General features: G+C 62.0%; 21 protein-coding genes. 10 read left to right on the forward strand and 11 right to left on the reverse strand.

The features are described 5' to 3' along the window. Window positions 1-24: 24 nt before the first annotated feature. Window positions 25-1596, reverse strand: coding sequence for a L,D-transpeptidase family protein (locus NPS46_RS05905; protein ID WP_274105500.1), 1572 nt, complete (start codon window positions 1594-1596; stop codon window positions 25-27). A 122-nt stretch (window positions 1597-1718) separates the two neighbouring features. Between NPS46_RS05905 and NPS46_RS05910 the strand changes: the two genes are divergently transcribed. Then, entirely contained in the window at window positions 1719-2429 is a 711-nt protein-coding gene (locus NPS46_RS05910) for a murein L,D-transpeptidase catalytic domain family protein (protein WP_274105501.1), read from the forward strand. A gap of 5 nt (window positions 2430-2434) precedes the next feature. Here the strand turns inward: NPS46_RS05910 and NPS46_RS05915 are convergent, their stop codons facing one another. From NPS46_RS05915 to NPS46_RS05940, 6 genes are all read right to left on the reverse strand, one after another. Continuing rightward, complete coding sequence (locus tag NPS46_RS05915; protein WP_274105502.1) at window positions 2435-3487, reverse strand: AraC family transcriptional regulator; 1053 nt, start codon at window positions 3485-3487, stop codon at window positions 2435-2437. A gap of 94 nt (window positions 3488-3581) precedes the next feature. Beyond that, the gene (locus NPS46_RS05920) at window positions 3582-3989 is read right to left on the reverse strand and encodes a PaaI family thioesterase (protein ID WP_274105503.1); all 408 of its coding nucleotides are present in this window, start codon (window positions 3987-3989) and stop codon (window positions 3582-3584) included. A 176-nt stretch (window positions 3990-4165) separates the two neighbouring features. Beyond that, on the reverse strand, window positions 4166-4825 hold the full coding sequence (locus NPS46_RS05925; protein WP_274105504.1) for a DUF799 domain-containing protein: 660 nt from the start codon (window positions 4823-4825) through the stop codon (window positions 4166-4168). Beyond that, complete coding sequence (locus NPS46_RS05930; RefSeq protein WP_274105505.1) at window positions 4822-5187, reverse strand: DUF4810 domain-containing protein; 366 nt, start codon at window positions 5185-5187, stop codon at window positions 4822-4824. The genes NPS46_RS05925 and NPS46_RS05930 overlap by 4 nt, the downstream gene beginning before the upstream one ends. 29 nt (window positions 5188-5216) lie before the next feature. Further along, the gene (locus NPS46_RS05935) at window positions 5217-5900 is read right to left on the reverse strand and encodes a CsgG/HfaB family protein (RefSeq protein WP_274105506.1); all 684 of its coding nucleotides are present in this window, start codon (window positions 5898-5900) and stop codon (window positions 5217-5219) included. A gap of 35 nt (window positions 5901-5935) precedes the next feature. Next, complete coding sequence (locus tag NPS46_RS05940; protein WP_274105507.1) at window positions 5936-6664, reverse strand: tetratricopeptide repeat protein; 729 nt, start codon at window positions 6662-6664, stop codon at window positions 5936-5938. Window positions 6665-6834: 170 nt separating this feature from the next. Between NPS46_RS05940 and NPS46_RS05945 the strand changes: the two genes are divergently transcribed. From NPS46_RS05945 to NPS46_RS05985, 9 genes are all read left to right on the forward strand, one after another. Beyond that, complete coding sequence (locus NPS46_RS05945) at window positions 6835-7293, forward strand: SRPBCC family protein (RefSeq protein WP_274105508.1); 459 nt, start codon at window positions 6835-6837, stop codon at window positions 7291-7293. Window positions 7294-7413: 120 nt separating this feature from the next. Next, window positions 7414-7860: a DUF411 domain-containing protein gene (locus NPS46_RS05950; RefSeq protein ID WP_274105509.1), complete on the forward strand. Its 447-nt coding sequence runs from the start codon at window positions 7414-7416 to the stop codon at window positions 7858-7860. Next, window positions 7860-8288 (forward strand): YqaA family protein, encoded by a 429-nt coding sequence (locus tag NPS46_RS05955; RefSeq protein ID WP_274106019.1) that lies wholly within the window; start codon window positions 7860-7862, stop codon window positions 8286-8288. The genes NPS46_RS05950 and NPS46_RS05955 overlap by 1 nt, the downstream gene beginning before the upstream one ends. 130 nt (window positions 8289-8418) lie before the next feature. Continuing rightward, window positions 8419-8616 carry a hypothetical protein gene (locus NPS46_RS05960; protein WP_274105510.1) on the forward strand — a complete coding sequence of 66 codons (198 nt, stop codon included), beginning with the start codon at window positions 8419-8421 and terminating at the stop codon, window positions 8614-8616. 114 nt (window positions 8617-8730) lie between these two features. Next, window positions 8731-10698 carry a PAS domain S-box protein gene (locus NPS46_RS05965; protein ID WP_274105511.1) on the forward strand — a complete coding sequence of 656 codons (1968 nt, stop codon included), beginning with the start codon at window positions 8731-8733 and terminating at the stop codon, window positions 10696-10698. Between the two features lie 73 nt (window positions 10699-10771). After that, window positions 10772-11389, forward strand: a complete 618-nt coding sequence (locus NPS46_RS05970) for a LysE family transporter (protein WP_274105512.1) — start codon at window positions 10772-10774, stop codon at window positions 11387-11389. A gap of 135 nt (window positions 11390-11524) precedes the next feature. Next, window positions 11525-13096: a GGDEF domain-containing protein gene (locus NPS46_RS05975; protein WP_274105513.1), complete on the forward strand. Its 1572-nt coding sequence runs from the start codon at window positions 11525-11527 to the stop codon at window positions 13094-13096. Window positions 13097-13167: 71 nt separating this feature from the next. Beyond that, the gene (locus NPS46_RS05980; protein WP_274105514.1) at window positions 13168-14319 is read left to right on the forward strand and encodes a MalY/PatB family protein; all 1152 of its coding nucleotides are present in this window, start codon (window positions 13168-13170) and stop codon (window positions 14317-14319) included. Between the two features lie 640 nt (window positions 14320-14959). Beyond that, complete coding sequence (locus NPS46_RS05985; RefSeq protein ID WP_274105515.1) at window positions 14960-16000, forward strand: fimbrial protein; 1041 nt, start codon at window positions 14960-14962, stop codon at window positions 15998-16000. Between the two features lie 13 nt (window positions 16001-16013). Here the strand turns inward: NPS46_RS05985 and NPS46_RS05990 are convergent, their stop codons facing one another. From NPS46_RS05990 to exaC, 4 genes are all read right to left on the reverse strand, one after another. Further along, on the reverse strand, window positions 16014-17216 hold the full coding sequence (locus NPS46_RS05990) for an acyl-CoA dehydrogenase family protein (RefSeq protein WP_274105516.1): 1203 nt from the start codon (window positions 17214-17216) through the stop codon (window positions 16014-16016). 306 nt (window positions 17217-17522) lie between these two features. Continuing rightward, entirely contained in the window at window positions 17523-18440 is a 918-nt protein-coding gene (pqqB, locus tag NPS46_RS05995) for a pyrroloquinoline quinone biosynthesis protein PqqB (RefSeq protein ID WP_274105517.1), read from the reverse strand. Between the two features lie 62 nt (window positions 18441-18502). After that, window positions 18503-18574: a pyrroloquinoline quinone precursor peptide PqqA gene (gene pqqA / locus NPS46_RS06000; protein WP_003253598.1), complete on the reverse strand. Its 72-nt coding sequence runs from the start codon at window positions 18572-18574 to the stop codon at window positions 18503-18505. Between the two features lie 224 nt (window positions 18575-18798). Further along, window positions 18799-20319: an acetaldehyde dehydrogenase ExaC gene (gene exaC / locus NPS46_RS06005; RefSeq protein WP_274105518.1), complete on the reverse strand. Its 1521-nt coding sequence runs from the start codon at window positions 20317-20319 to the stop codon at window positions 18799-18801. Window positions 20320-20524: the final 205 nt, after the last annotated feature.

A 20524-nucleotide genomic window follows, 5' to 3' on the forward strand; every position in this document is an offset into this window, starting at 1 on the left:
CGACACCGCACTGGCCTGCGCTCGTCACTGCGCAGCGATGAGTGCCGCAGCCAACTTCGCATCACGTGCGTAGATGTCCGGCGAGTAGATCACCCCACCCTGGCCATCGGCTTGGGCGGTCCAGTAAGCCAGCAGAATCGGCACTGGCTTGGCCAACCGGAATTCATGGGTCTTGCCAGTGGCCAGCAGCTCATCGGTGCGCGCGCGCTCGGCCGGCGTCAACAGCAGGTCGCGTAACTGCAGCGCATGCTCGACCCGCACGCAGCCCGAACTGAAGGCCCGCGGGCCCTTGCTGAACAGCGCCTGGCTGGGCGTGTCGTGCAGGTAGACCGAGAACGGATTGGGGAAGCGGATCGCCATTTGCCCCAGCGGATTTCGTGGCCCCGCGCCCTGGCGCAGGATGATGTTGCCGGGATTGCGCCAATCGACATCCTGCGCCGATAACGGCTGCCCGGCGGCATCAAAGACCTGCAGATCGTGCTTGCTGAGAAAGGCCGGATCCTGGCGGATTGCCGGCAGTTTGTCCTCACGCAGGATGGTCGGGGGGATGGTCCAGGTCGGGTTCAGGGTCAAGCGCGTGACCCGGGACTTGAGCAAGGGGGTCTGGCGATCCGCCCGGCCGACCTGGGTGCGTGTCTGCCAGACCAGTTGGCCATCCTGATACACATTCAACTGCGCGGCCGCGACATTGACCAGCAGGCCGCTGGGTTCGATATCCCGCGCCAGCCAGCGAAAACGCTCCAGGTTGGCGCGCAACTGGTCCCGTCGTGCCAAGGGGCTGATATTCAGTTCGGCCAGGGTACCCGGGCCGATCACACCATCGGCCTGGAGCGAATGGCTGCGCTGGAACGCCATCACGGCGCTGAGCACCTGCCCTGCGTACCGATTACCGTCGATGCCATTCAGGTTGCTCAGGTAGCCTTCGTCGAATAGCCGTTGGGCCAGAACCGGCACCCGCCCATCCTGCATTTGCGGACGCAGCAACGGCCCGCCGGCCACGGTTGGCCACTGAGGCAGCGGCTGCAGCCGTTGCCGGGCATAGACCTGGCGCAGTTGGCGATACAGTTCGAGGCTGGGGCGAGCCAGTTCGAACGCCGCGGCGATGTCCAGCAAGCCGGGACCGGCGATGGCGAGGACTTCAGCTTCACGATTGTGAGGCTCCTCACTGGCATGCCAGATCGGCTCGAAACGCGCTTGGGACACGCGGCCATAACGCAGATCCTGCAAGGCTTGCAGGTACTGGCCGGTGGTCTGCAGATCGGCACAGACCCCGTTGTCCGCCGTGGTCACGGCAACCGGCCGGTAGTCGGCGGGATTCAGGCCATCATCGGCCAGCAGGTCCAATTGGGTCAGCAGCGCCGCCTGGCGCACCGTGGCCGTCCAGAGCAACTGGTCGCCCTGTTGCTGGTAAAGCGCCTGCAACCGCTGTTGCGCCGCCGGCTCCAGGCGCTTGGCCAGCCCGGGGCAGGCGCTCGGCAGTTGGGCCAGCGCCTGCTGCACCGGGCCGGCAGGCGCGACGGGCAACTCTTCGGCCAGTGCGACCAACGGCGCTGCGATCAGGCAAACGCTCAAGTAACATGCGGTTTTTTTGAACAAGTGCTTTACTCCTGTCGATGGTCGACACATAACGATCAGCCTCTGCCCCAACGTTGCAGTAAAGCAGCGAAGGCGCAAGGCAGGATGCCTCAGCCAACGTTATTACGGGGATCTTCTCTAAAATGCTGAATTTCTTGCGCCGGCTCTGTCTGGCTACCACCCTGGGCGCGCTTGCCGTTCCTGCCCTCGCCACCCCTGCCACCCCCACGACACTCTACAAAAGCCTTGCCCACGCGGCCCCGGAACTCAACCCCCAGGCCCTGAAAAGCGCCCTGAGCGCCATGCAATGCGCGGTCGGCAGTGGCGCCAGGCAAGCTCGTCACCTGGCCATCATCGACTATTCCCAACCCTCTACCGCGCGCCGCCTGTGGATCTTCGACCTGAACAAGAAGACCCTGGTACTGCGCGATCTGGTCGCCCACGGGCAGAACTCCGGGGAAAACTTCGCCACCCGTTTTTCCAATCGAGAAGGCAGCTACCAGTCAAGCCTGGGCCTGTTCCGCACCCAGGAAAGCTATCAGGGCAACCATGGCTATTCCCTGCGCATGGATGGCCTGGAGCCCGGCATCAATGACCAGGCCCGCGACCGCGCCATCGTGATCCACGCCGCCGACTATGTGAACCCACTGTGGAGCCAGCGCCAGGGCCGTATCGGCCGTAGCCAGGGCTGCCCGGCGGTACGCCCGCAAGTGGCCCGCCAGGTAATCGACAAGCTCAAGGACGGCCAGTTCATGTTTTCCTGGTACCCCGACCAACGCTGGTTGAAATCCTCGGCCTACCTCAACTGCCAGCCACGCCAGGTCGCCACCATCCTCGGCACCAACGGCGGCTAGCCGCTCTAACGCAAGTCAGCCGAGACCTGGGAACCGCTGCGCGCAGGCGCCTCATTCAGGATCAGACTGCGGTAATGCCCGGGATTGGAACCAGACCATTTACGGAACGCCTTGTAGAACGAGCTGGTATCGGCAAACCCCAACCGAGTGGCAATCTCGGCAAAGCTGATATGCGGCTCGGCCAACCAGACAACTGCCAATTCCTTGCGTACACCATCCTTGAGGGCCTGATAGGTCTGCCCTTCTTCGGACAAACGCCGGCGCAGGGTCGACGCCGACATGCACAAGCTATGGGCCAGCCGCTCGGTCTCCGGCCACTGCTCGGCCGGGACCTGGCGCAGGTCCTGACGGATCCGGCTGGCCAGGCTCTGCGGGTCGCGGTAACGCACCAGGATATTGGCCGGTGCCAGGCCAAGGAAGCGCTGGAGCTCTTGCGGGCTGCGCTTGATCGGCAGGTCCAGGCACTCGGCGGAAAAAATCATCCGCGTACGCGGCCGGGAGAAGCGCAGGTTCGGCGAGAACATCACCCGATAGTCCTCGCTGTAGGCCGGCGCGGGACAGCGCAGCTCGATGGCGAGTATGGGAATGCGCCGCCCGGCCAGCCAGCACGCCACGCCGTGCACGATCATCCAGTAGGTGAAATAGGTAAAGGGTCGGCGTGGCTCGTCGAGGTCTTCCAGCAGAACGATTTCGGCCAGGCTCTGCTGGCGCAGCAGTTGGGCCGGCAGGTGTTCGAGCATCAGCGACAGAAACCCCAGCACGGTCTCCAGCCCCGCGGCCATATTCGGCTGAGCCATGGCGGCGCGGCACAGATAGGCCAGGCTGCCGGACTTGAGCTTGCGCGGGTCCATGCCAAAAAACTCATCATCATTGCGCCGCGCCAGCAGGCGCCAGAGCCGCGCATAGGCGCTGGCCGGCACCCGAGCGTCGGCCAGATCAAGCAGCGCCGGATCGATCCCGACCTTGAGCAGGACCTCAGCCGTCGCCGCCCCGGGCGCGCAACTTTGCAGCAGTGCTTCACGCACCAACTGGATGGAAATGCTGTCTTTTTCCGACATCGACCGTCACTCGAACCCTGAGTCCTCTGCGCTGACGGCCATCTTAGGCAGCAGCCCATAAAAAGCCAGCACGCCGTGCATCCCGGACCTGACGCTAGGCGGTTTCGACCGGCACCAGAATCCCGTTGCCCGTGGCCACCAGCTTCAACTGTGCGTCCGCCGCGCTCGCGAACAGTTCGGCACTGGCAAATACCTGTTTGCGTCCCGCCTTGATCACCTTGCCCCTGGCCACAAATGACTCACCGATGGCCGGCGCCAGGCAGTTCACGGAAAAATGCGAGGCCAGGACATTGCCCGCCAGCGTCGCGGCGGCATAACCGCAGGCCGTGTCGAGCAAGGCCGCGATCATGCCGGCATGCAGGAAACCGGCGTACTGTCCCATGTCTTCGGGGCGCCAGGCCAGACGAATTTCCACCTCGCCGGCACTGGCGCTGAGCACTTCGATACCCGCCCAGCGATTGAAAGCCGCAGTTTGATTGATGGTTTGCAGGGTCTTGAGCATATCCGCCCCCCGAGGCGAGAAAACCTGCAGTCTGACCGTAAATCACCCGCCGCCAAGCACCATCAAGCGCCCTGATCACCCCTTAACTCGCCCGCCAATAAGCGCATAAGTGGCATAAAAAAACGGCGGAGGTCGCCCTTCGCCGTTTTTTTGTCGACATCGCCTTAGCAGCGCATTCAGTCGCTGCCGTACTTCGGCGAGCGCGGTCCATACAGCAAGCCGGTGGGTTGCCCCGCCGACAGCAGGCGCTGGCTGGTAATACCGGCAATCGGATGGCCAGCGTCCGTGGCGCTGTTGATGATCTGCTTGACCGCCGCCGTGACCAGCATGCCGATCAGGCCGCCGTTGTTGCCGCCGTTGCCTTCTTCGCTGGAAGCCGTCGCGCTGCCGGTCCACAACGCGGTGCCGCTGCGCAGGTCAACCAGTGTGGCGGTGGCCGTGACCACGGTCGCACTGCTGATCACCATATAGGTGGTGCCATAGGCTTTCACGGTGATGTACATCGCCGCGTCGGCGCCGAAGATCTCCCGCAGTTTGGCCGGCGGGGCCTGGTGAATATCACCGGCAGTGGTCAGGCCGTTCTGCTGGAAGGTCTCGTTGACCAGGGCCACCGGCAACACGTAGTAACCTGCCTCGGCCAGGGGGAAAGTGACCTGGGACAGCACGCTGTAGGTGGCCTTTACATCCGGCGACTCATTGAGCGGCGGCAGCACCAGGATGCTGCGCGGACGGCTTTCCTTGTAGGCCGAATAATCGACCGTACGCGGAGCGGCACAACCGGCCAGCCAGGTCACCATGGCCAGGGCGATAACAGGGTTGAGGAAACGCAGGTTCATTGGCGCACTCCTTTGGCGGCATTGCTCAACAGAAAGTCCATGTAGGTCGCCGACTCAGGGAACAAGGCCTTCTCGGTGCGCAACTGCTGCACCATCTGGTCATCCTTGCCCAGGCTGCCGTACAGCATGCCCAGGTGAGCGTGATAGCCCGGCGGCACCGCACGGTTGGTGGCCTTGATCTTCTCCAGGTCACGCTCCATGGCCTCGACCTGGGCTTCGAGGGCTTCTTCGCCGTTGAAATACTGATACACCTGCGGTTGATAGCTTTCCCACTGATAGAGAGTCTGCGGCCCGGAGGCGCAGCCCGCCAGCAACACTGCGGCACACAACGCCACCCACTGGAACTTGAACGCTTTATGCATGATATCTACCGTTCCCTGAGCGATTTCACTTACTGGTTGGCCGGTTTCCACACGCCGCTGTCCAAGGCGCTGACCATATTGTTCACGGCTTCACGCATGGCCAGATCCAGGACCTTGCCATTGAGCGTCGAGTCGTAGCTGGCGGTGCCACCAAAGCCAATGATCTCGCGATTCGACAGTTCGTATTCGCCAGCGCCCTGGCTGGAAAACACCACTTCGGAGGTGCGGATATTGACGATATTCAGGGCCACTTTGGCGTAGGCCACCTGGCTCTTGCCGCGCCCCAGAATGCCAAAGAGTTGATGATCGCCAGTTTCCTTGCGGCCGAACTCGGTCACATCACCCGTGACCACATAGTCGGCACCCTTGAGTTGCTGGGCCTGGTTCTTGATCTGCGCTTCCTGCTTGATCTCCTGCATATTGTCGCGGTCCAGCACGCTGAAGCGGTTGGTCTGCTGCAGATGGGTAATCAGGATGGTCTTGGCCTGACCGCCCAGACGGTCAACGCCGTCGGAAAAGATCCCGCGCATATAGCTCGAACGGTTATCGAACTTGCCGACCGCGATGGGGGTACGGACGCCGGCATAGGCCGTGCCATAACTCTGGACCTTGGCCACCGGCACCGCCCGCGAGCTTTCCGTGGCGCAACCGCCAAGCGTCAGCGCCAGGCCCGCGACCAAACCGAAGGCCGTTAGATGCAATGTGTACTTCATGGGTTTTACTCCTGAGAATGGTGTCATCACAGTGACTAGTTTTCTTGTTTCGGGGCGGACTGCGCGCTCGACGCACTGGCGCTCAGGCCCGCTTCGGCCTCATCGAGCAGCTCACGCACACGCGCGTCCTGGGGGAACTGTTGATGCAATTCGCGCAGATGACCGGCGGCCAGCGCGTAGTCATGGACGCTCAAATAGCTTCTGGCCAGTACGATCCGGGTAATCCGGCCTGGCGCGATGTCGTAGGCGGCCTGGTTGAAGCCCAGCGCCTTGGGGTAGTCGGCGTACTGCGCGCCGTTGTCGCCCAGATACAACAGGCCCAACACATTATTAGCGGCCAGGCCGCGCGGTTTCAGCTCGACGGCACGGCTCAGGCGCCCCCTGGCCTCGGGCACCCGCCCTAGCATCAGGTCGGCATCGGCCATATTGACCAGGTACTCGTAAGACTGCTCTGGAAAGAACGCCGCTGCCTGAGCGGCGTACTCACCGGACAGGGGGTGGTTACCCAACTCGTAATAGCCCAGCGAGATATAGCGCAGGGCTTCGGATTTTTGCGCGGGGCTGGCCGATGGATCCCGGACAATTCGCTCGAAAACCCTGATCGCCTCTTTGCTCTGCCCCTGGTCGTGGAGACGGTGGGCCTGGGCGAAGGTTTTCTGTAGGTCGTTCTGGTGCACCTGGGCGATTGCCTGCTCACGCACCTTGTCGCAGCCGTTGAGGCTCACCCCTAATAGAACCACTGTCCATACGTGAATCAAACGCACCCAACGCTTCCTTGTTCCGGTGATGCCCCTAATTGGCGGCAGCGATATTACCAGCCCGATCGTTTAAATGAACGCGCGCAATGTCAGTGCACGTGTCAGACGGATTCCCCTACAAAAAGCGCGTGATGGCCTATGCTCAAGCGGCCATGCACTCGCCAGGGAATGCCGCCATGAGCCTGCTTCAATTCCAGCCCAGCGCCCAGCCGATCCGCAATGAACTCTATATCGCCTGCCCCGTCGAGCGGGTTTACGATTACGTCACGCAGCCGGATCGCTGGCATGAATGGCACCCGACGTCCCTAAGTGCCGACACCGGCATGCGCGGCCCGGTCCCGGTCGGGCAACGCTTCAGCGAAGAAATCGACCTGCTGGGCCTGCAACTGCACATGGACTATCGGGTGCTGATCGCCCGTCCGCCCCAGGAGTTCAAAAGCCTGTTCACCTCTTCCCTGGCCGATGGTTGCCTGCACTATCGTTTACAGCCAAAGGGTCGAGGCACGCTGTTTCGGCGCACGTTGGACTACAGCCTGCAGGTCGCCGTCAGTGGTTTGCACACGCGGCTAGTGATGCTTTCGGATACCGCCATGCAGCGACTCAAGGCCCGCCTTGAAGAGTCTTCGCAGCAATAAAACTGACAAATCTGTAATTATTTACTCATTTATCTGACGGCATCAGACAGGTAATCTCACGCCCCATGATGAACCCTGGCTGGGGTCCATGACCTTGGCCACTGCTGCGAGAGAATCCCGATGAAATCCACACTTCGCCTGGCAGTGCTCTCTGCCCTGTTTATGAGCCCCATGGCCCATGCGGCCGAGCAACTGACCATCGACGTACACCGCGACGCCCAATGCGGCTGCTGCACCCAATGGATCTCCCATCTCGAAGAGAATGGTTTCAAGGTCATTGACCATGTCGAGGACGATATGAGCCAGGTCAAGCAGCGCCTCGGCGTCGCGCCACGCCTGGCTTCGTGCCATACCGGCGTGATCAACGGACAGTTTATCGAAGGCCATGTCCCAGCCGAACAGGTCATCGCCCTGAGCAAGCGCCCCGACCTGCGCGGCCTGGCCGTTCCAGGCATGCCTATGGGCTCGCCGGGCATGGAAATGGGTGATCGTCGCGATGCCTTCCAGGTCATCGGCCTGACCCGTAGCGGCACGGACGAAGTGATCGCCGAATACCCCGGACGTTGATTGGCGGCGCCTTTTTCGGGCTTTTCCTAACCGCGTTCGGCGCGGCCACCTTGCTGCCGCTGCAGTCCGAAGCCGTCCTGGTGGGCCTGTTGCTCAGCGAGCGCCACACCATCTGGACCCTCTGGGCAGTCGCCACACTGGGCAATGTGCTGGGCTCGTGGGTCAACTGGTGGCTGGGCCGCTCACTGGAGCGTTTTGGCCAGCGCCGCTGGTTCCCGCTCAAGCCGGCGCAACTGGAGCGCGCACGCCGGCATTACGCGCACTATGGCTACTGGACGCTGCTGCTGAGCTGGCTGCCGATTATCGGCGACCCGCTGACCCTGGTCGCCGGCATCCTGCGCGAGCCGCTCTGGCGGTTCCTACTGATCGTCAGCCTGGCCAAGGGCGCACGCTATGGGGTACTGGTGCTGCTGACCCTTTATCTGTGATGGCAGGAGACGGCAATACCGGTCGCTCACCTAAGGCAAAATGCCATATTTCCCTCGATGCCCCCGTCACAGTGCTTGAAATGCACGGCGGATGGCGGTATCACGGTGGCTTGTCCCTACGGAACACCTTATGAACAGCTTCGAACAAGCGATCCTCGATGCCGCCCTGGCGAATGTGGCCGATGGCAGCGAGAGCGAAAAGGCCCACGCCCGGGCCGCCGCCCTCGAAGCCATCGCCGTCATCACCACCCGTTTGCGCGGGCTGGAAAAGACCCGGGCCCTGGCGGCCCTGCTGGACGCCTACACCACGCCCGAAGAAGAACCCTGATCGGTCTACGACTCATGTCACAGCCAAGTGAACAGCTGCCGGACGCTGCGGTCACAGCTTCATTCAAGCCTTTGCCTCAGCTGTTTTCCTGCCCGTCCATTCAATGAGAGTTTTATGAGCCGCACTCGCGAGCAACTCATGGCCAGCGAAGCCCAATACCGGGGCCTGCTTGATGCCATGGACAGCGGCTTTTGCCTGATCGAGATGAAGTTCGACAGCGCCGGCGCACCCTGCGACTACCGTTTTCTGGAGGTCAACGCCGCATTCGAACGCGAGACCGGATTGGTCAATGCCACAGGTTGCTGGATGCGCGAGCGAGTCCCCGACCACGAACAACACTGGTTCGACCTCTATGGGCAGGTCGCACGCACCGGTCAGCCCATACGCTTTGAAAACCCCGCAGCGGCCCTCGGCCGCTGGTATGAAGTACACGCGCTGCGCATTGGCGATGCCGACGCGCCACGAGTGGCGATTTTCTTTACCGATATTACCCAGCGACGCCAAGCCGAAAACGCCCTCAAGGCTTTGACCGTCGCCCTTGAACAGGAGGTTGCGACACGCACCGATGACCGCAACCAACTCTGGAACCTGTCGAGCGACATCATGCTGCGCTGTCGCTTTGACGGCACGGTGACCGCCATCAACCCGGCCTGGACCGACACACTGGGCTGGACCGAAAAAGAGCTGCTGGGCAGTTGCATCCATGACCTGGTCCACCCCGACGATCTTGCCCACACCCTGGAAGCCGCCCGTCACTCGGCCGAAGGCCAGACCCTGCGGCGCTTCGAAAATCGCTACCGCTGCCGCGACGGCAGCTATCGCTGGATCAACTGGTCGTCCAGCCCTGGCGATCACTTCATCAATGCCGTGGGCCGCGACTGCACCCAGGATAAGGAGCGCGCCCTAGCGCTAGCCAAGGCCGAAGCACAGCTGCGCCAGAGCCAGAAAATGGAAGCCGTGGGCCAGTTGACCGGTGGCCTCGCCCACGACTTCAACAACCTGCTGACCGGTATCAGTGCCAGCCTGGAGATGCTCCAGACCCGCCTGCAACAGGGCCGCGTGCAACACTTGCCACGTTACATCGACGCGGCCCTGGAGGCGGCTCGCCGTGCGGCGGCGCTGACCCATCGCTTGCTGGCATTCTCTCGACGCCAGACCCTCGATGCCCAGCCCACCGATGTCAATCGGCTGGTCCGGGACATGGGCGAACTGCTCAAGAACACCGTTGGCCCTACGGTCGAACTACAGATACACGCGACTCAGGACTTGTGGCGCACGCGAGTCGACCGCAACCAGCTGGAAAACTCCCTGCTCAATCTCTGTCTCAATGCCCGCGATGCCATGCCGGATGGCGGGCGCCTGCTGATCACCACCGCCAACCTGAACCTCGACGACAGCGCCGCCCGTCACCTGGACCTCAAGCCCGGCGCCTACCTGTGCCTGAGTGTCACGGACAGCGGTATCGGCATGAGCGAACAGGTATTAGGCAAAGCCTTTGATCCGTTTTTCACCACCAAGCCCCTGGGAGCCGGCACCGGTCTTGGCCTCTCCATGGTCTATGGCTTCGCCCTGCAATCCTCTGGCCAGGTGCGCTTGAGTTCACGCCCTGGCCATGGCACCACGGCAGCCTTCTACTTGCCGCGCTACGAGGAGCAGGAACCACCTCAACCACCGCCGCTCCCGGCGTCGCAACCAGCGACACACCTGAGCCGTGGTGAAACCGTGCTGGTGGTCGATGACGAGCCGGCAGTGCGCATGCTGGTGGCCGAGGTGCTCGAAGACCTGGGCTATACCGCGCTGGTGGCCGACGACAGCCCTGGCGCGCTGGCCATCCTGCAATCACCCGTGGCAATCGATTTATTGATTACCGATGTCGGCCTGCCTGGCGGGCTGAATGGGCGGCAACTGGCCGACGCGGCGCGGGTCGAGCGAACGGACTTGAAGGTGCTGTTTATCACCGGCTATGCAGAACAGCAGGTAATTGGCGATCACGACCTGGAGGCCGGCATGCATGTGATGACCAAGCCCTTTTCAATCCATGATCTGGCGGAGCGCATTCGCCGGTTGATCAACGCGCACTGAACCCGCGGCTCTATCTGCCTGCCCTGGTCGGCGCTAGAATCGGCGTCACCCTTTCCTCGCCCCGGAGTTTTCCATGCTAGGCGTCACCGACTACAGCGCATTCGTTATTGCCTTCCTGGTGCTGCTGATTATTCCCGGGCCCGGTAACTTCGCGCTGATTGCCTCGACCGGCAAAGGTGGGATCAAGGGCGGGCTGGCGGCCACCTGCGGGGTGATTATCGGTGACCAGGTATTGCTCTGGCTGGCCGTGGCCGGGGTCGCAACGCTGCTGGCCACCTACCCGGCGGCGTTTTATCTGGTCCAGTGGCTGGGGGCGGCCTATCTGGCCTGGCTGGGCGCGCGCATGCTGTTTGCAAAGCCCGGTGACACCACACCAGTGCGGCCAATGAAGTCCGACCACTTCCTGCGCCAGACCCTGCTGATTACCCTGCTCAACCCCAAGGCCATTGTGTTTTACATGGCCTTCTTCCCGCTATTCATCGACCCGGTCAATCACCAGGGCGTGGTGACCTTCGGTTTTCTGGCCATGACCGCCGCTGTGCTGACCCTGGGTTATGGGCTGTGCTCGGTGCTGATCACGCATTTCCTGGCCGAACGGCTGCGCGCCAGCCCAAGACTGACCCAGTCACTTGAACGCCTGGCCGGCTTGTGCCTGATCGGCTTCGGCCTCAAGCTGGCGGTGCTGCGCTAGGTTCAGCCAGGCATTTGCAGGGGACCAAGGCCCGGCTATTGTCGCGGCATGGCGAGAATGGATCCAACCCGGCGGCGAGTCTGTTCTATGATGCGCCGATCCTCTTCACTTTCAGGCTCACCCTTCAGACGCCCTATGTTTCGAATCGATTTGCGCCGACTGATCCTTTTGCTCTCGATCAGCGTGGTCACCCTCACCGCTGGCAACATCTTCTATGCCAGCTATGAAACCCAGCGGCATTTCCTGATGCAGCAAACCCTGGAAGCCAACCGCATCTATGCAGTGAAGCTGGCCAGTACCACCGACAACTTTATCGCGTCGGCCCAGCAGCAACTGGCCTTCGGCGCCAACCTGCTGCCGGCCATCTGGAATCAGACGGCGGCCCTCAATCGCGAGGCCTATCGGCTGCGCCAGCAGAGCAACAGTTTCAACTCCGTCGTGGTGGCCCGCGCCGATGGCACTATTATCGCCGCCTCGCCGCGCGCCTTGAACCTGCTCGGCTCGGTCGCCGAAAGCGCGGGCCCGCGCGACGCCCTGCGCCTGCGCCAGCCGTTTATCTCCAAGCCCTATGTAGGCCTTAGCAAGCACCTGATGATTCATATCTCCCAACCGGTGTTTGGCGACAGTGGCGAATACCTGGGCCTTGTCGCCGGCTCCATTTATCTCAACGAGCCGAATATCCTCCACTCCCTGCTGGGTGAGCATTACTACCGCGATGGTTCCTACCTGTTTGTCGTCGATCCCGCGGGCAAGCTGATCTATCACCAGGACCCCGACCGGGTAGGCCAGATCATTCAGGGTAACCCGGCCATCGATGCGGTGATCGCCGGCCATGTCGGCAGCCTGCGCCTGAAAAACTCCCAGGGCGTGGATATGCTCGCCGGCTATGCCCCCGTGGCCAGGACCGGCTGGGGGGTGATCAGCCAGCGGCCCACCGCCGTGACCCTTGAGGGCCTGCAACAGCTGATGCGCCAAGTCTTCGGCTATGCCCTGCCGTTTCTGGCGCTGTCGCTGCTGGGGATCTGGTGGATTTCCAGCCTGATTACCCGCCCGCTGTCGCAGTTGGCCAACTCCGCGCAGTACTGGGGCAGCCTGACCGCCGCCGAATCCATCGGTAAAGTCCACGCCTGGTACTACGAGGCCGCGCAACTCAAGCAGGCCATGCAAAAAGGCCTGGCCCTGCTGCACCAGCAACTGGGCAAGCTCAACCGCGAAACCGTCACCGACCCGCTGACCGGGCTGACCAACCGCCGCGGCATGCAGTTGACGCTCGACCAGTGGGAGGCTGGCGCGCAGCCCTTTTCGGTGATCACCCTGGATGTCGACCACTTCAAGCAAGTCAACGATACACACGGCCACAGTGCTGGCGACCTGGTCTTGCAGCACCTGGCGCAGCAGTTGCGCCAGCACTCGCGCGACAGCGACGTGCTTTGCCGCCTCGGTGGCGAGGAGTTCGTCATGCTGCTGCCACAGACGCCTTTGGAACAGGCGGTGCTGGTGGCCGAACGATTGCGCCTGGCGATGTCCACCGAGCAGCCGTCGAGCAGTATCCAGGTCACCGTATCCCTGGGCGTCGCCCATTGGCCCATGGATGGGCTCAGTGTCGAGGCGCTGCTCAAGGAGGCCGACAAGGCGCTCTATCGCGCCAAGCATGGCGGACGCAACCGCGTGGTCGCGGTCCAGCCCCAGGCCCGCGCCCAAGACTAGCGCCGCTATCCCGGCAAAGCCGCTAAAATCGGCCACGCCCTGCGATTACCCGATTACCCGAGACCTGCCCCATGCACATCGACTTCGACACGGTTTATCAGCGCCACGACACCGGCAGCAGTAAGTGGAGCCGCTACCCGGCGGATGTTCTGCCGATGTGGGTGGCCGACATGGATTTTGCCGTCGCCCCCCCGATCCTCCAGGCCCTGCAAGCCCGCCTAACCCACCCCATGCTCGGCTATTGCGTGGCCCAGGACGCCTTGCGCCAGGCCATTGTCGACGACCTCTGGAACAAATACGCCTGGCGCGTCGAGCCCCAGGAACTGGTGTTCCTACCGGGCGTGGAGCCGGGCTTCAATATGGCCCTGCATGCCTTTGTCGAGCCGGGCAGCCGAGTTGTGGTCCAGGTGCCCAACTACCGGCCGTTGCGCCTGGCACCGGGCAACTGGAACCTGCCCAAGGTCGAGCTGGGCTTCGAGCCGGACGATCAAGGCGGTTATTGCACGCCCCTTGCCGCCCTGGACGCCGCCCTCGACAGCGGCGGCGCCCTGCTGCTGAGCAACCCGCACAACCCGTTGGGCAAGGTCTTCCCCCGGGACGAACTGCTGGCGGTGGCGACGGCCTGCCTGGCGCGTGGAGCGCTGATTATTTCCGATGAAATCCATGCCGAGCTACTTTTCGACGGGCGCCGACATATTCCCACCGCCTCCCTGAGCCCGGAGATCGCCCGCCGCACCATCACCCTGATGTCAGCCAGCAAGGCCTACAACATCGCCGGCCTGAAGACCTCCTTCGCAATCATCCAGGACCGCACGTTGCGCGAGCGCTTCAATGCGTCCCGCGCCGGTATGGTCGACAGCGTCAACGCCCTGGGCCTGGAAGCCACCCATGCGGCCTATACCCAGGGCGGCCCCTGGCTCGGCGCACTGGTCGAGTACCTGCAAAGCAACCGCGACTACCTGGTGGAAGCGCTGCGCAGCCGCTTTCCGGGGGTGGTCATGCGCGTTCCCCAGGGCACCTATCTGGCCTGGCTCGATTGCAGTGCGCTGGGCCTGGAAGACCCGCAGCGGTTTTTCCTGGAACAGGCGAAAGTTGGCTTGAGCGCCGGGCTGGAGTTTGGCGATGATTGCCAACAGTTCGTGCGTCTGAACTTCGGCTGCCCGCGCGCCCTGCTCGAAGAAGGCCTGCACCGTATGGAGCAAAGCCTGCGAGCCAGGGCTTGATCGGGCTTCAGTCCGCCACGGAGTCACTGCTGTCAGTGCTGGGCTGAAGCAGCCCCCCTTGGAGCTGCGCGCGATCACCTTCGCGCGCTGCGCGGCTGCGGCTGCCACCGCCCTCGCCCTCGCCCGCCAGGAAGATGAGGAGGCCGTGCGCTGGTACGCAATGAGGCAAGGGCGTTTTGCCAGGCATAACGTCGCGGCACAGAGCGCCCGGAGGGCAACTGCCCCGCACTGCCAGCCCCAGGTGCATCAACTGCCTGGACCTTGGGGGCGCTGTAAAGTGAAGCTGGATTCGCAAGGCCACACTGAGCAGACTGGCCGCCCCCCCTCAAAAAATCGCTCAACATCGTGTGGATCTATCCGCCGACAACCCCTCCTGTAACCGCGTAGGCGGCAGGGCTTTCCATCGAGCGGACGGGTATGCCGTCGCCAAAAAGTTCCGCCGAGGGCACTTTTACCAAGATATTTCTTACATACGAGTCTCTTTCAAGTAAGAAACCACTACCTGGCTCGCCATCCATTTCCTGAAATAACTATAAAAAGACAACTTCGAGAAAATTCCCAATACCTTTTCTCACGCGACAACAACCTAAATCCTTAAGATGGCCCGTACATTAAACACCCACCCCCTAAGTAAACAAATATGCCCAAGATTATCGAACGCAGGCGTGTTGCCGCTCCCCCTAGCAGGAGTCGTGGTCTCTTACTGTTGTTGTTATTTAGCGTAAGCGCCCTGTTTTCAAGCTATTCATACGCTGTATTCGAATGCAGCGTCCCCAACAAAATCATCAAATTCACATCCAACTACATTCGCCCTTATCAGGACGCGGCCTACGACGAAACACTTGGCTTCTGGTCCGTAAACTCCACCTTTAACTGCCAGGGCGGCAAGCCTGGCGATGTGTTCAGCCTGCGGATGAATTTTCTCTCATCAAGCTCTACCGAGACAGTCTGCTCCAACGCGTCCAGTATCGTCGGGCTACGCTTTCGCCGCGAAGATGGCGCGCCCTTTCGTTGCGCCAGCCTATCCAGAGATTCCCAAGAAGTTTTCCGCGCAGTCGCCACCGGACAACCCAGCTACCCGACGTTCAACCAGCCTGATTTCATCGAAGGCATCAAAATCAAGACCCGCTGGCCCTTGCAGCCCGGTGCCCAGAACCTTAAGTACGAATTCAGACTTATCAGCTTCATTGCCTATGTCAACGGCGTTAAACAACCCAATAACTACTTTGTTGCCCAAGCCGACACCACCGACTTCGTTGTCTCCAGTTGCACCCTCAGCACCGCGCCCATTACTGTGCCTTTTGGCGAATTCAGCCTTGCCGACCTCGCCACACTGGAAATCCCCTTTGATATCACCATGGGTAACTGCTCGGGCCTTGACGACGCCCGCGACTACAACAACACCATGCGACTCAAATTCACCTCCAACCGGCTATTACCCGACGGCAGTATCGATATCAATGAATGCCAGACCTGTGCCCAGGGACTGGCCATCGAAGTGTCGACCCGCAACAACCGCAGGCTCAACCTGAATAACCGCTACGACCTGCGTAATGGCGTCTTTACACTGAGCGAAAAAGGGATCAGTCACCATTTCAAAGCCCGCTTGAAACGTACGACCATACCGCTCAAACCCGGTACGGTCGACAGCGTGCTGACCTACATCGTGACCTCTGTCTGAATGCGCCGAGGCGTCAAACAGCGTGGCCCACAGGCCGGGAAAAAGCCGCCCGCCCGACCGCTCCCAGGATCGCGTCGTTCTGCGGAGTATGGATACGACTGCACAACACATCGCGATAGTGACGTTCCAACGGATTGCCCCTGGCCAGCGCCGGATTACCGATCGCCTCGACTGCCAGCTCCACCGCCTGAATGGCGTTAGTGGTAACTAAGAACTTGATCTGCCCCGCCTCACCGGCGGCCATGCGCCCGTGGACGGCGGCGTCGAGCAACACCCGATTGGCCAGCAACAGGGTATCGATCCGTCCCAACAGTTCATGAAAGCGCGGCAGGCTGGACAGCGGCGCCCCGAGATTAGCCGGTGTGCGTTCGGCCAGCCAACCCACCAGCCAGTCGCGCGCCGACTGCGCCACGCCGTCATAGATCGTCGACAGCAGGACCGCCAGCCAGAGCCCACCCTCGGCCCCCAATTCGGACGGGCGCGACACGCTGACCGGCAGCACGTCCACCGCGTGCTCCAGCGGCAACCAGACATCCTCGAAGACCACATCGTGGCTACCGGTGGCACGCATGCCCAGGTGGTCCCAGGTTTCCTCGATGCGCACCCCTGGCGTGTCTTTGTGCACCAGCCAGTTACCGACCCGTGGCTCGGGTTCGTCGCTGCGCGCCCAGACCGTCAGCCAGGTCAGCCCCGGGATGCCTGTCGAGTATATCTTGCGCCCACTGAGCAGCCAGCCATTCTCCACTCTGCGCGCCACGGTATTGGGCAGGCCTCCCCGGGCCGGAGTGCCAAGGTCAGGCTCGACCCGTAGCGCATTGACCAACGCGCCCTCCTCTACCGCCTCGCGCGCCAGGCGCAGGCGCAGATGCTCGGGCCAGGCGGCATTGGCCTGCAAACGCGCATGGTGCAGGTACTGCATCACCAGCACCAGCGCAGTGGAAGGCTCCCCCCGCGCCACGGCGCCGATCACCCGGCGTACCTGAGCCAGGCTCGCGCCTGCACCACCCAGCGTACGCGGCACGGTCAGGGCCAGCAGGCCCTCTTGCTGCAAGCGCGCCAGATTGGCATGGGGGAACTCACTGTGGCGGTCGAAATACGCCGCCGTCGCGGCAAACTCAGTGCTGAGCCGGGCCAGGCGCTCGATAAACGCCGGCGAATCGAGGTCAGGCCCCGGGCCCTGCTGAAGTGGGCGAACTGACACAGGCGAAAGGCTCATCGGCGGGCGTTCCTGAACAAGGGAAAAGGGATGGCCCGGCGAGGTCGAGTGCCGTGGCGGGCCTTTCAAAGGTTTATGACCCCATGCTAGCCATATAAAAAACCGCCGTGAAATTCATTTTTCTTCTAAGTTAATATTCAAAAATGGAATCTTTATGCATTACAAATATTCCCAATTCTATTTTTACAGCAAAAAAAACCGACTGCAGGTCACCCCGCAGTCGGCGAATATGTCTTGCCGAAGCGAGACATGAGCATAGTGATTGATACGTTGGCAGCGGTAATCCGCCGCCTGGCGTGTGCCGGCCTAGAGACGAATGCTCATACCGTCAAATGCCACTTCGATCCCCTTGCGCCCGAGCAGCGCCCGCTCGGCCGAGTCCTCGTCGAGGATCGGGTTGGTGTTGTTGATATGGATCAGCACCTTGCGGGGGCGTGATAGCCCCTCCAGTACGTCGAGCATGCCACCCGGCCCGCTTTGCGGCAGGTGACCCATTTCGCTGCCCAGCTTGTCGCCGACGCCACACACACGCATTTCATCGTCGCGCCACAGTGTGCCGTCGAGCAGCAGGCAATCGGCGCGCTCCATCCAGGCCAGCAGGTCGGCATCCGTCTGCCCCAGGCCCGGGGCATAGAACAGCTTGCCGCCGGTACTCAGGTCTTCGACAAACAAGCCGATATTGTCGCCGGGATGCGGGTTGCCCCGATGGGGCGAATAAGGCGGCGCGCTGGAGCGCAACGGGATCGCGGTAAACCGCAGGCTCGGGCAGGCGCCGAGTTGGAAAGGCACGCCGTCGAGCTGGATCGGGTTCCAGTGCAGGCCGCCGCCATTCCAGTGGCTGAGCATGGGAAACAGGGGGAAGCCGCTGGTCAGATCCTGATGCACCATCTCGGTACACCAGACCTGGTGCGGACAGCCCTCGCGCAAGCTGAGCAGCCCGGTGCAGTGGTCGATCTGACTATCGAGCAGGACCACTGCGGCAATCGCCGTATCGCGCAGCGCGCGCGCCGGCTGCAGAGCCGGGAAGGCTTCGAGCTGGGCGCGGATATCCGGCGAGGCGTTGCACAGGATCCAGTCCACACCGTTGTCACTCAGGGCAATGGACGATTGCGTGCGGCGCTCGGCGCGCACACTGCCATCGCGCACACCGGCGCAGTTGCGGCAGTTGCAGTTCCACTGAGGGAAACCGCCACCGGCGGCTGAACCGAGAATCTGGATAAACATGAAAGGCTCCGACGAGCAGAGGAGACTCCGGCCAACGCGACGATTGACCGGAGGGCGCGCTATTAACGGTTTGCGAAGTACATGGTCACTTCGAAGCCAATGCGCAGATCGGTAAACGCGGGTTTAGTCCACATAGGTCAATCCTCTTCTTATGCCGGTCAATTCCGGTAACCGCATTAATACATGGGGAGCATAGCCGCTTGAATGCTACTTTCGAGCTAGGTCTGCCGGTGCTTTTGACCCATGCATGCCGCCCACAAAAGCGCAGGCAAAAAAAACGCCGCCTGACCGGCATCCGCAGCGAGGGTGATCACCCTACGGACACTGGCCAGGCGGCGTAACCGCTCACCCTCAGGCTTTAGAAGAAGCCCAGCGGGTTGATGTCGTAGCTGACCAGCAGGTTCTTGGTCTGCTGGTAGTGGTCGAGCATCATTTTGTGGTTTTCACGACCAACACCCGACTTCTTGTAACCGCCGAACGCGGCGTGGGCTGGGTACAGGTGGTAGCAGTTGGTCCAGACGCGACCCGCCTTGATCGCCCGGCCCATGCGGTAGGCGCGGTTGATATCGCGGGTCCACAGGCCGGCACCAAGGCCGAACTCGCTGTCGTTGGCAATGGCCAGGGCTTCGGCTTCGTCCTTGAAGGTGGTGATCCCGACTACCGGACCAAAGATCTCTTCCTGGAAAACACGCATCTTGTTGTGACCCTTGAGCAGGGTCGGCTGGATGTAGTAACCGCTGGACAGGTCACCGTCCAGGCGCTCCGCCGCACCGCCGGTCAACAGCTCGGCGCCTTCATCCTGGGCAATTTGCAGGTAGGACAGGATCTTGTCGTATTGCTGCTCGGACGCCTGGGCGCCGACCATGGTGTCGGTATCCAGCGGGTTGCCACGCTTGATCTTGGCGATCTTCTTCATCACTTCGGCCATGAACGGCTCGTAGATCGACTCCTGGACCAGTGCCCGCGATGGGCAGGTGCAGACTTCGCCCTGGTTGAAGAAGGCCAGGACCAGGCCCTCGGCGGCTTTCTCGATAAATTGCGGCTCGGCCTTCATGATGTCTTCGAAGAAGATGTTCGGCGACTTGCCGCCCAGTTCCACAGTCGACGGAATGATGTTCTCGGCCGCGCAATGCATGATGTGCGCGCCCACCGGGGTCGAGCCGGTGAAAGCGATCTTGGCAATGCGCTTGCTGGTGGCCAGGGCCTCACCGGCTTCGCGACCAAAGCCCTGAACGATGTTCAACACGCCCGGCGGCAGCAAGTCGGCGATAATCTCGGCGAAGATCATGATCGACAGTGGCGTCTGCTCGGCGGGTTTGAGCACGATGCAGTTACCGGCCGCCAGGGCCGGCGCCAGTTTCCAGGCGGCCATCAGCAGCGGGAAGTTCCAGGGAATGATCTGACCCACTACGCCCAGGGGCTCGTGGAAGTGGTAGGCGGTGGTCAGCTCGTTGATTTCGGCGGCGCCACCTTCCTGCGCACGGATGCAACCGGCGAAGTAACGGAAGTGGTCGGCAGCCAGGGGGACGTCGGCGTTCAGAGTCTCGCGCACGGCCTTGCCGTTGTCCCAGGTTTCGCTGACGGCGAGGATTTCCAGGTTCTGCTCGATCCGGTCGGCGATTTTCAGCAGGACCAGCGAACGGTCCTGAGCGGAAGTCTTGCCCCAGGCATCGGCAGCCGCGTGGGCTGCGTCCAGGGCCTTCTCGATGTCTTCGGCGGTGGAGCGCGGGAACTCGGCGATCACTTCGCCATTGACCGGCGAAGTATTGGTGAAGTATTCGCCATTGACCGGAGCGACGAACTCACCCCCGATAAAGTTGCCGTAGCGTGGTTTGAAAGAGACGACGGCGCCTGGCGTTCCGGGTTGTGCGTAGATCATGGTTGAGGCCTCTGTACGGGTCGATGCCTGTCGGTCGAACAGGCGATGACCCGATGGTAGACAGCCTGGAGCCTCAGACGAATGCGCCGTTGGCAGTGGGGGTCTCGTTATTTGGTCGTAGTTTTTTTCGCACACGCGCGCCCCTGAAACGCAAACAAGCCCGCCCCCTGACGGGAGCGAGCCTGTTGTTGTGGCGCGCTGGATT

Origin of the sequence: Pseudomonas putida (assembly GCF_028682395.1) — a bacterium.
Taxonomy (GTDB): domain Bacteria; phylum Pseudomonadota; class Gammaproteobacteria; order Pseudomonadales; family Pseudomonadaceae; genus Aquipseudomonas; species Aquipseudomonas putida_AB.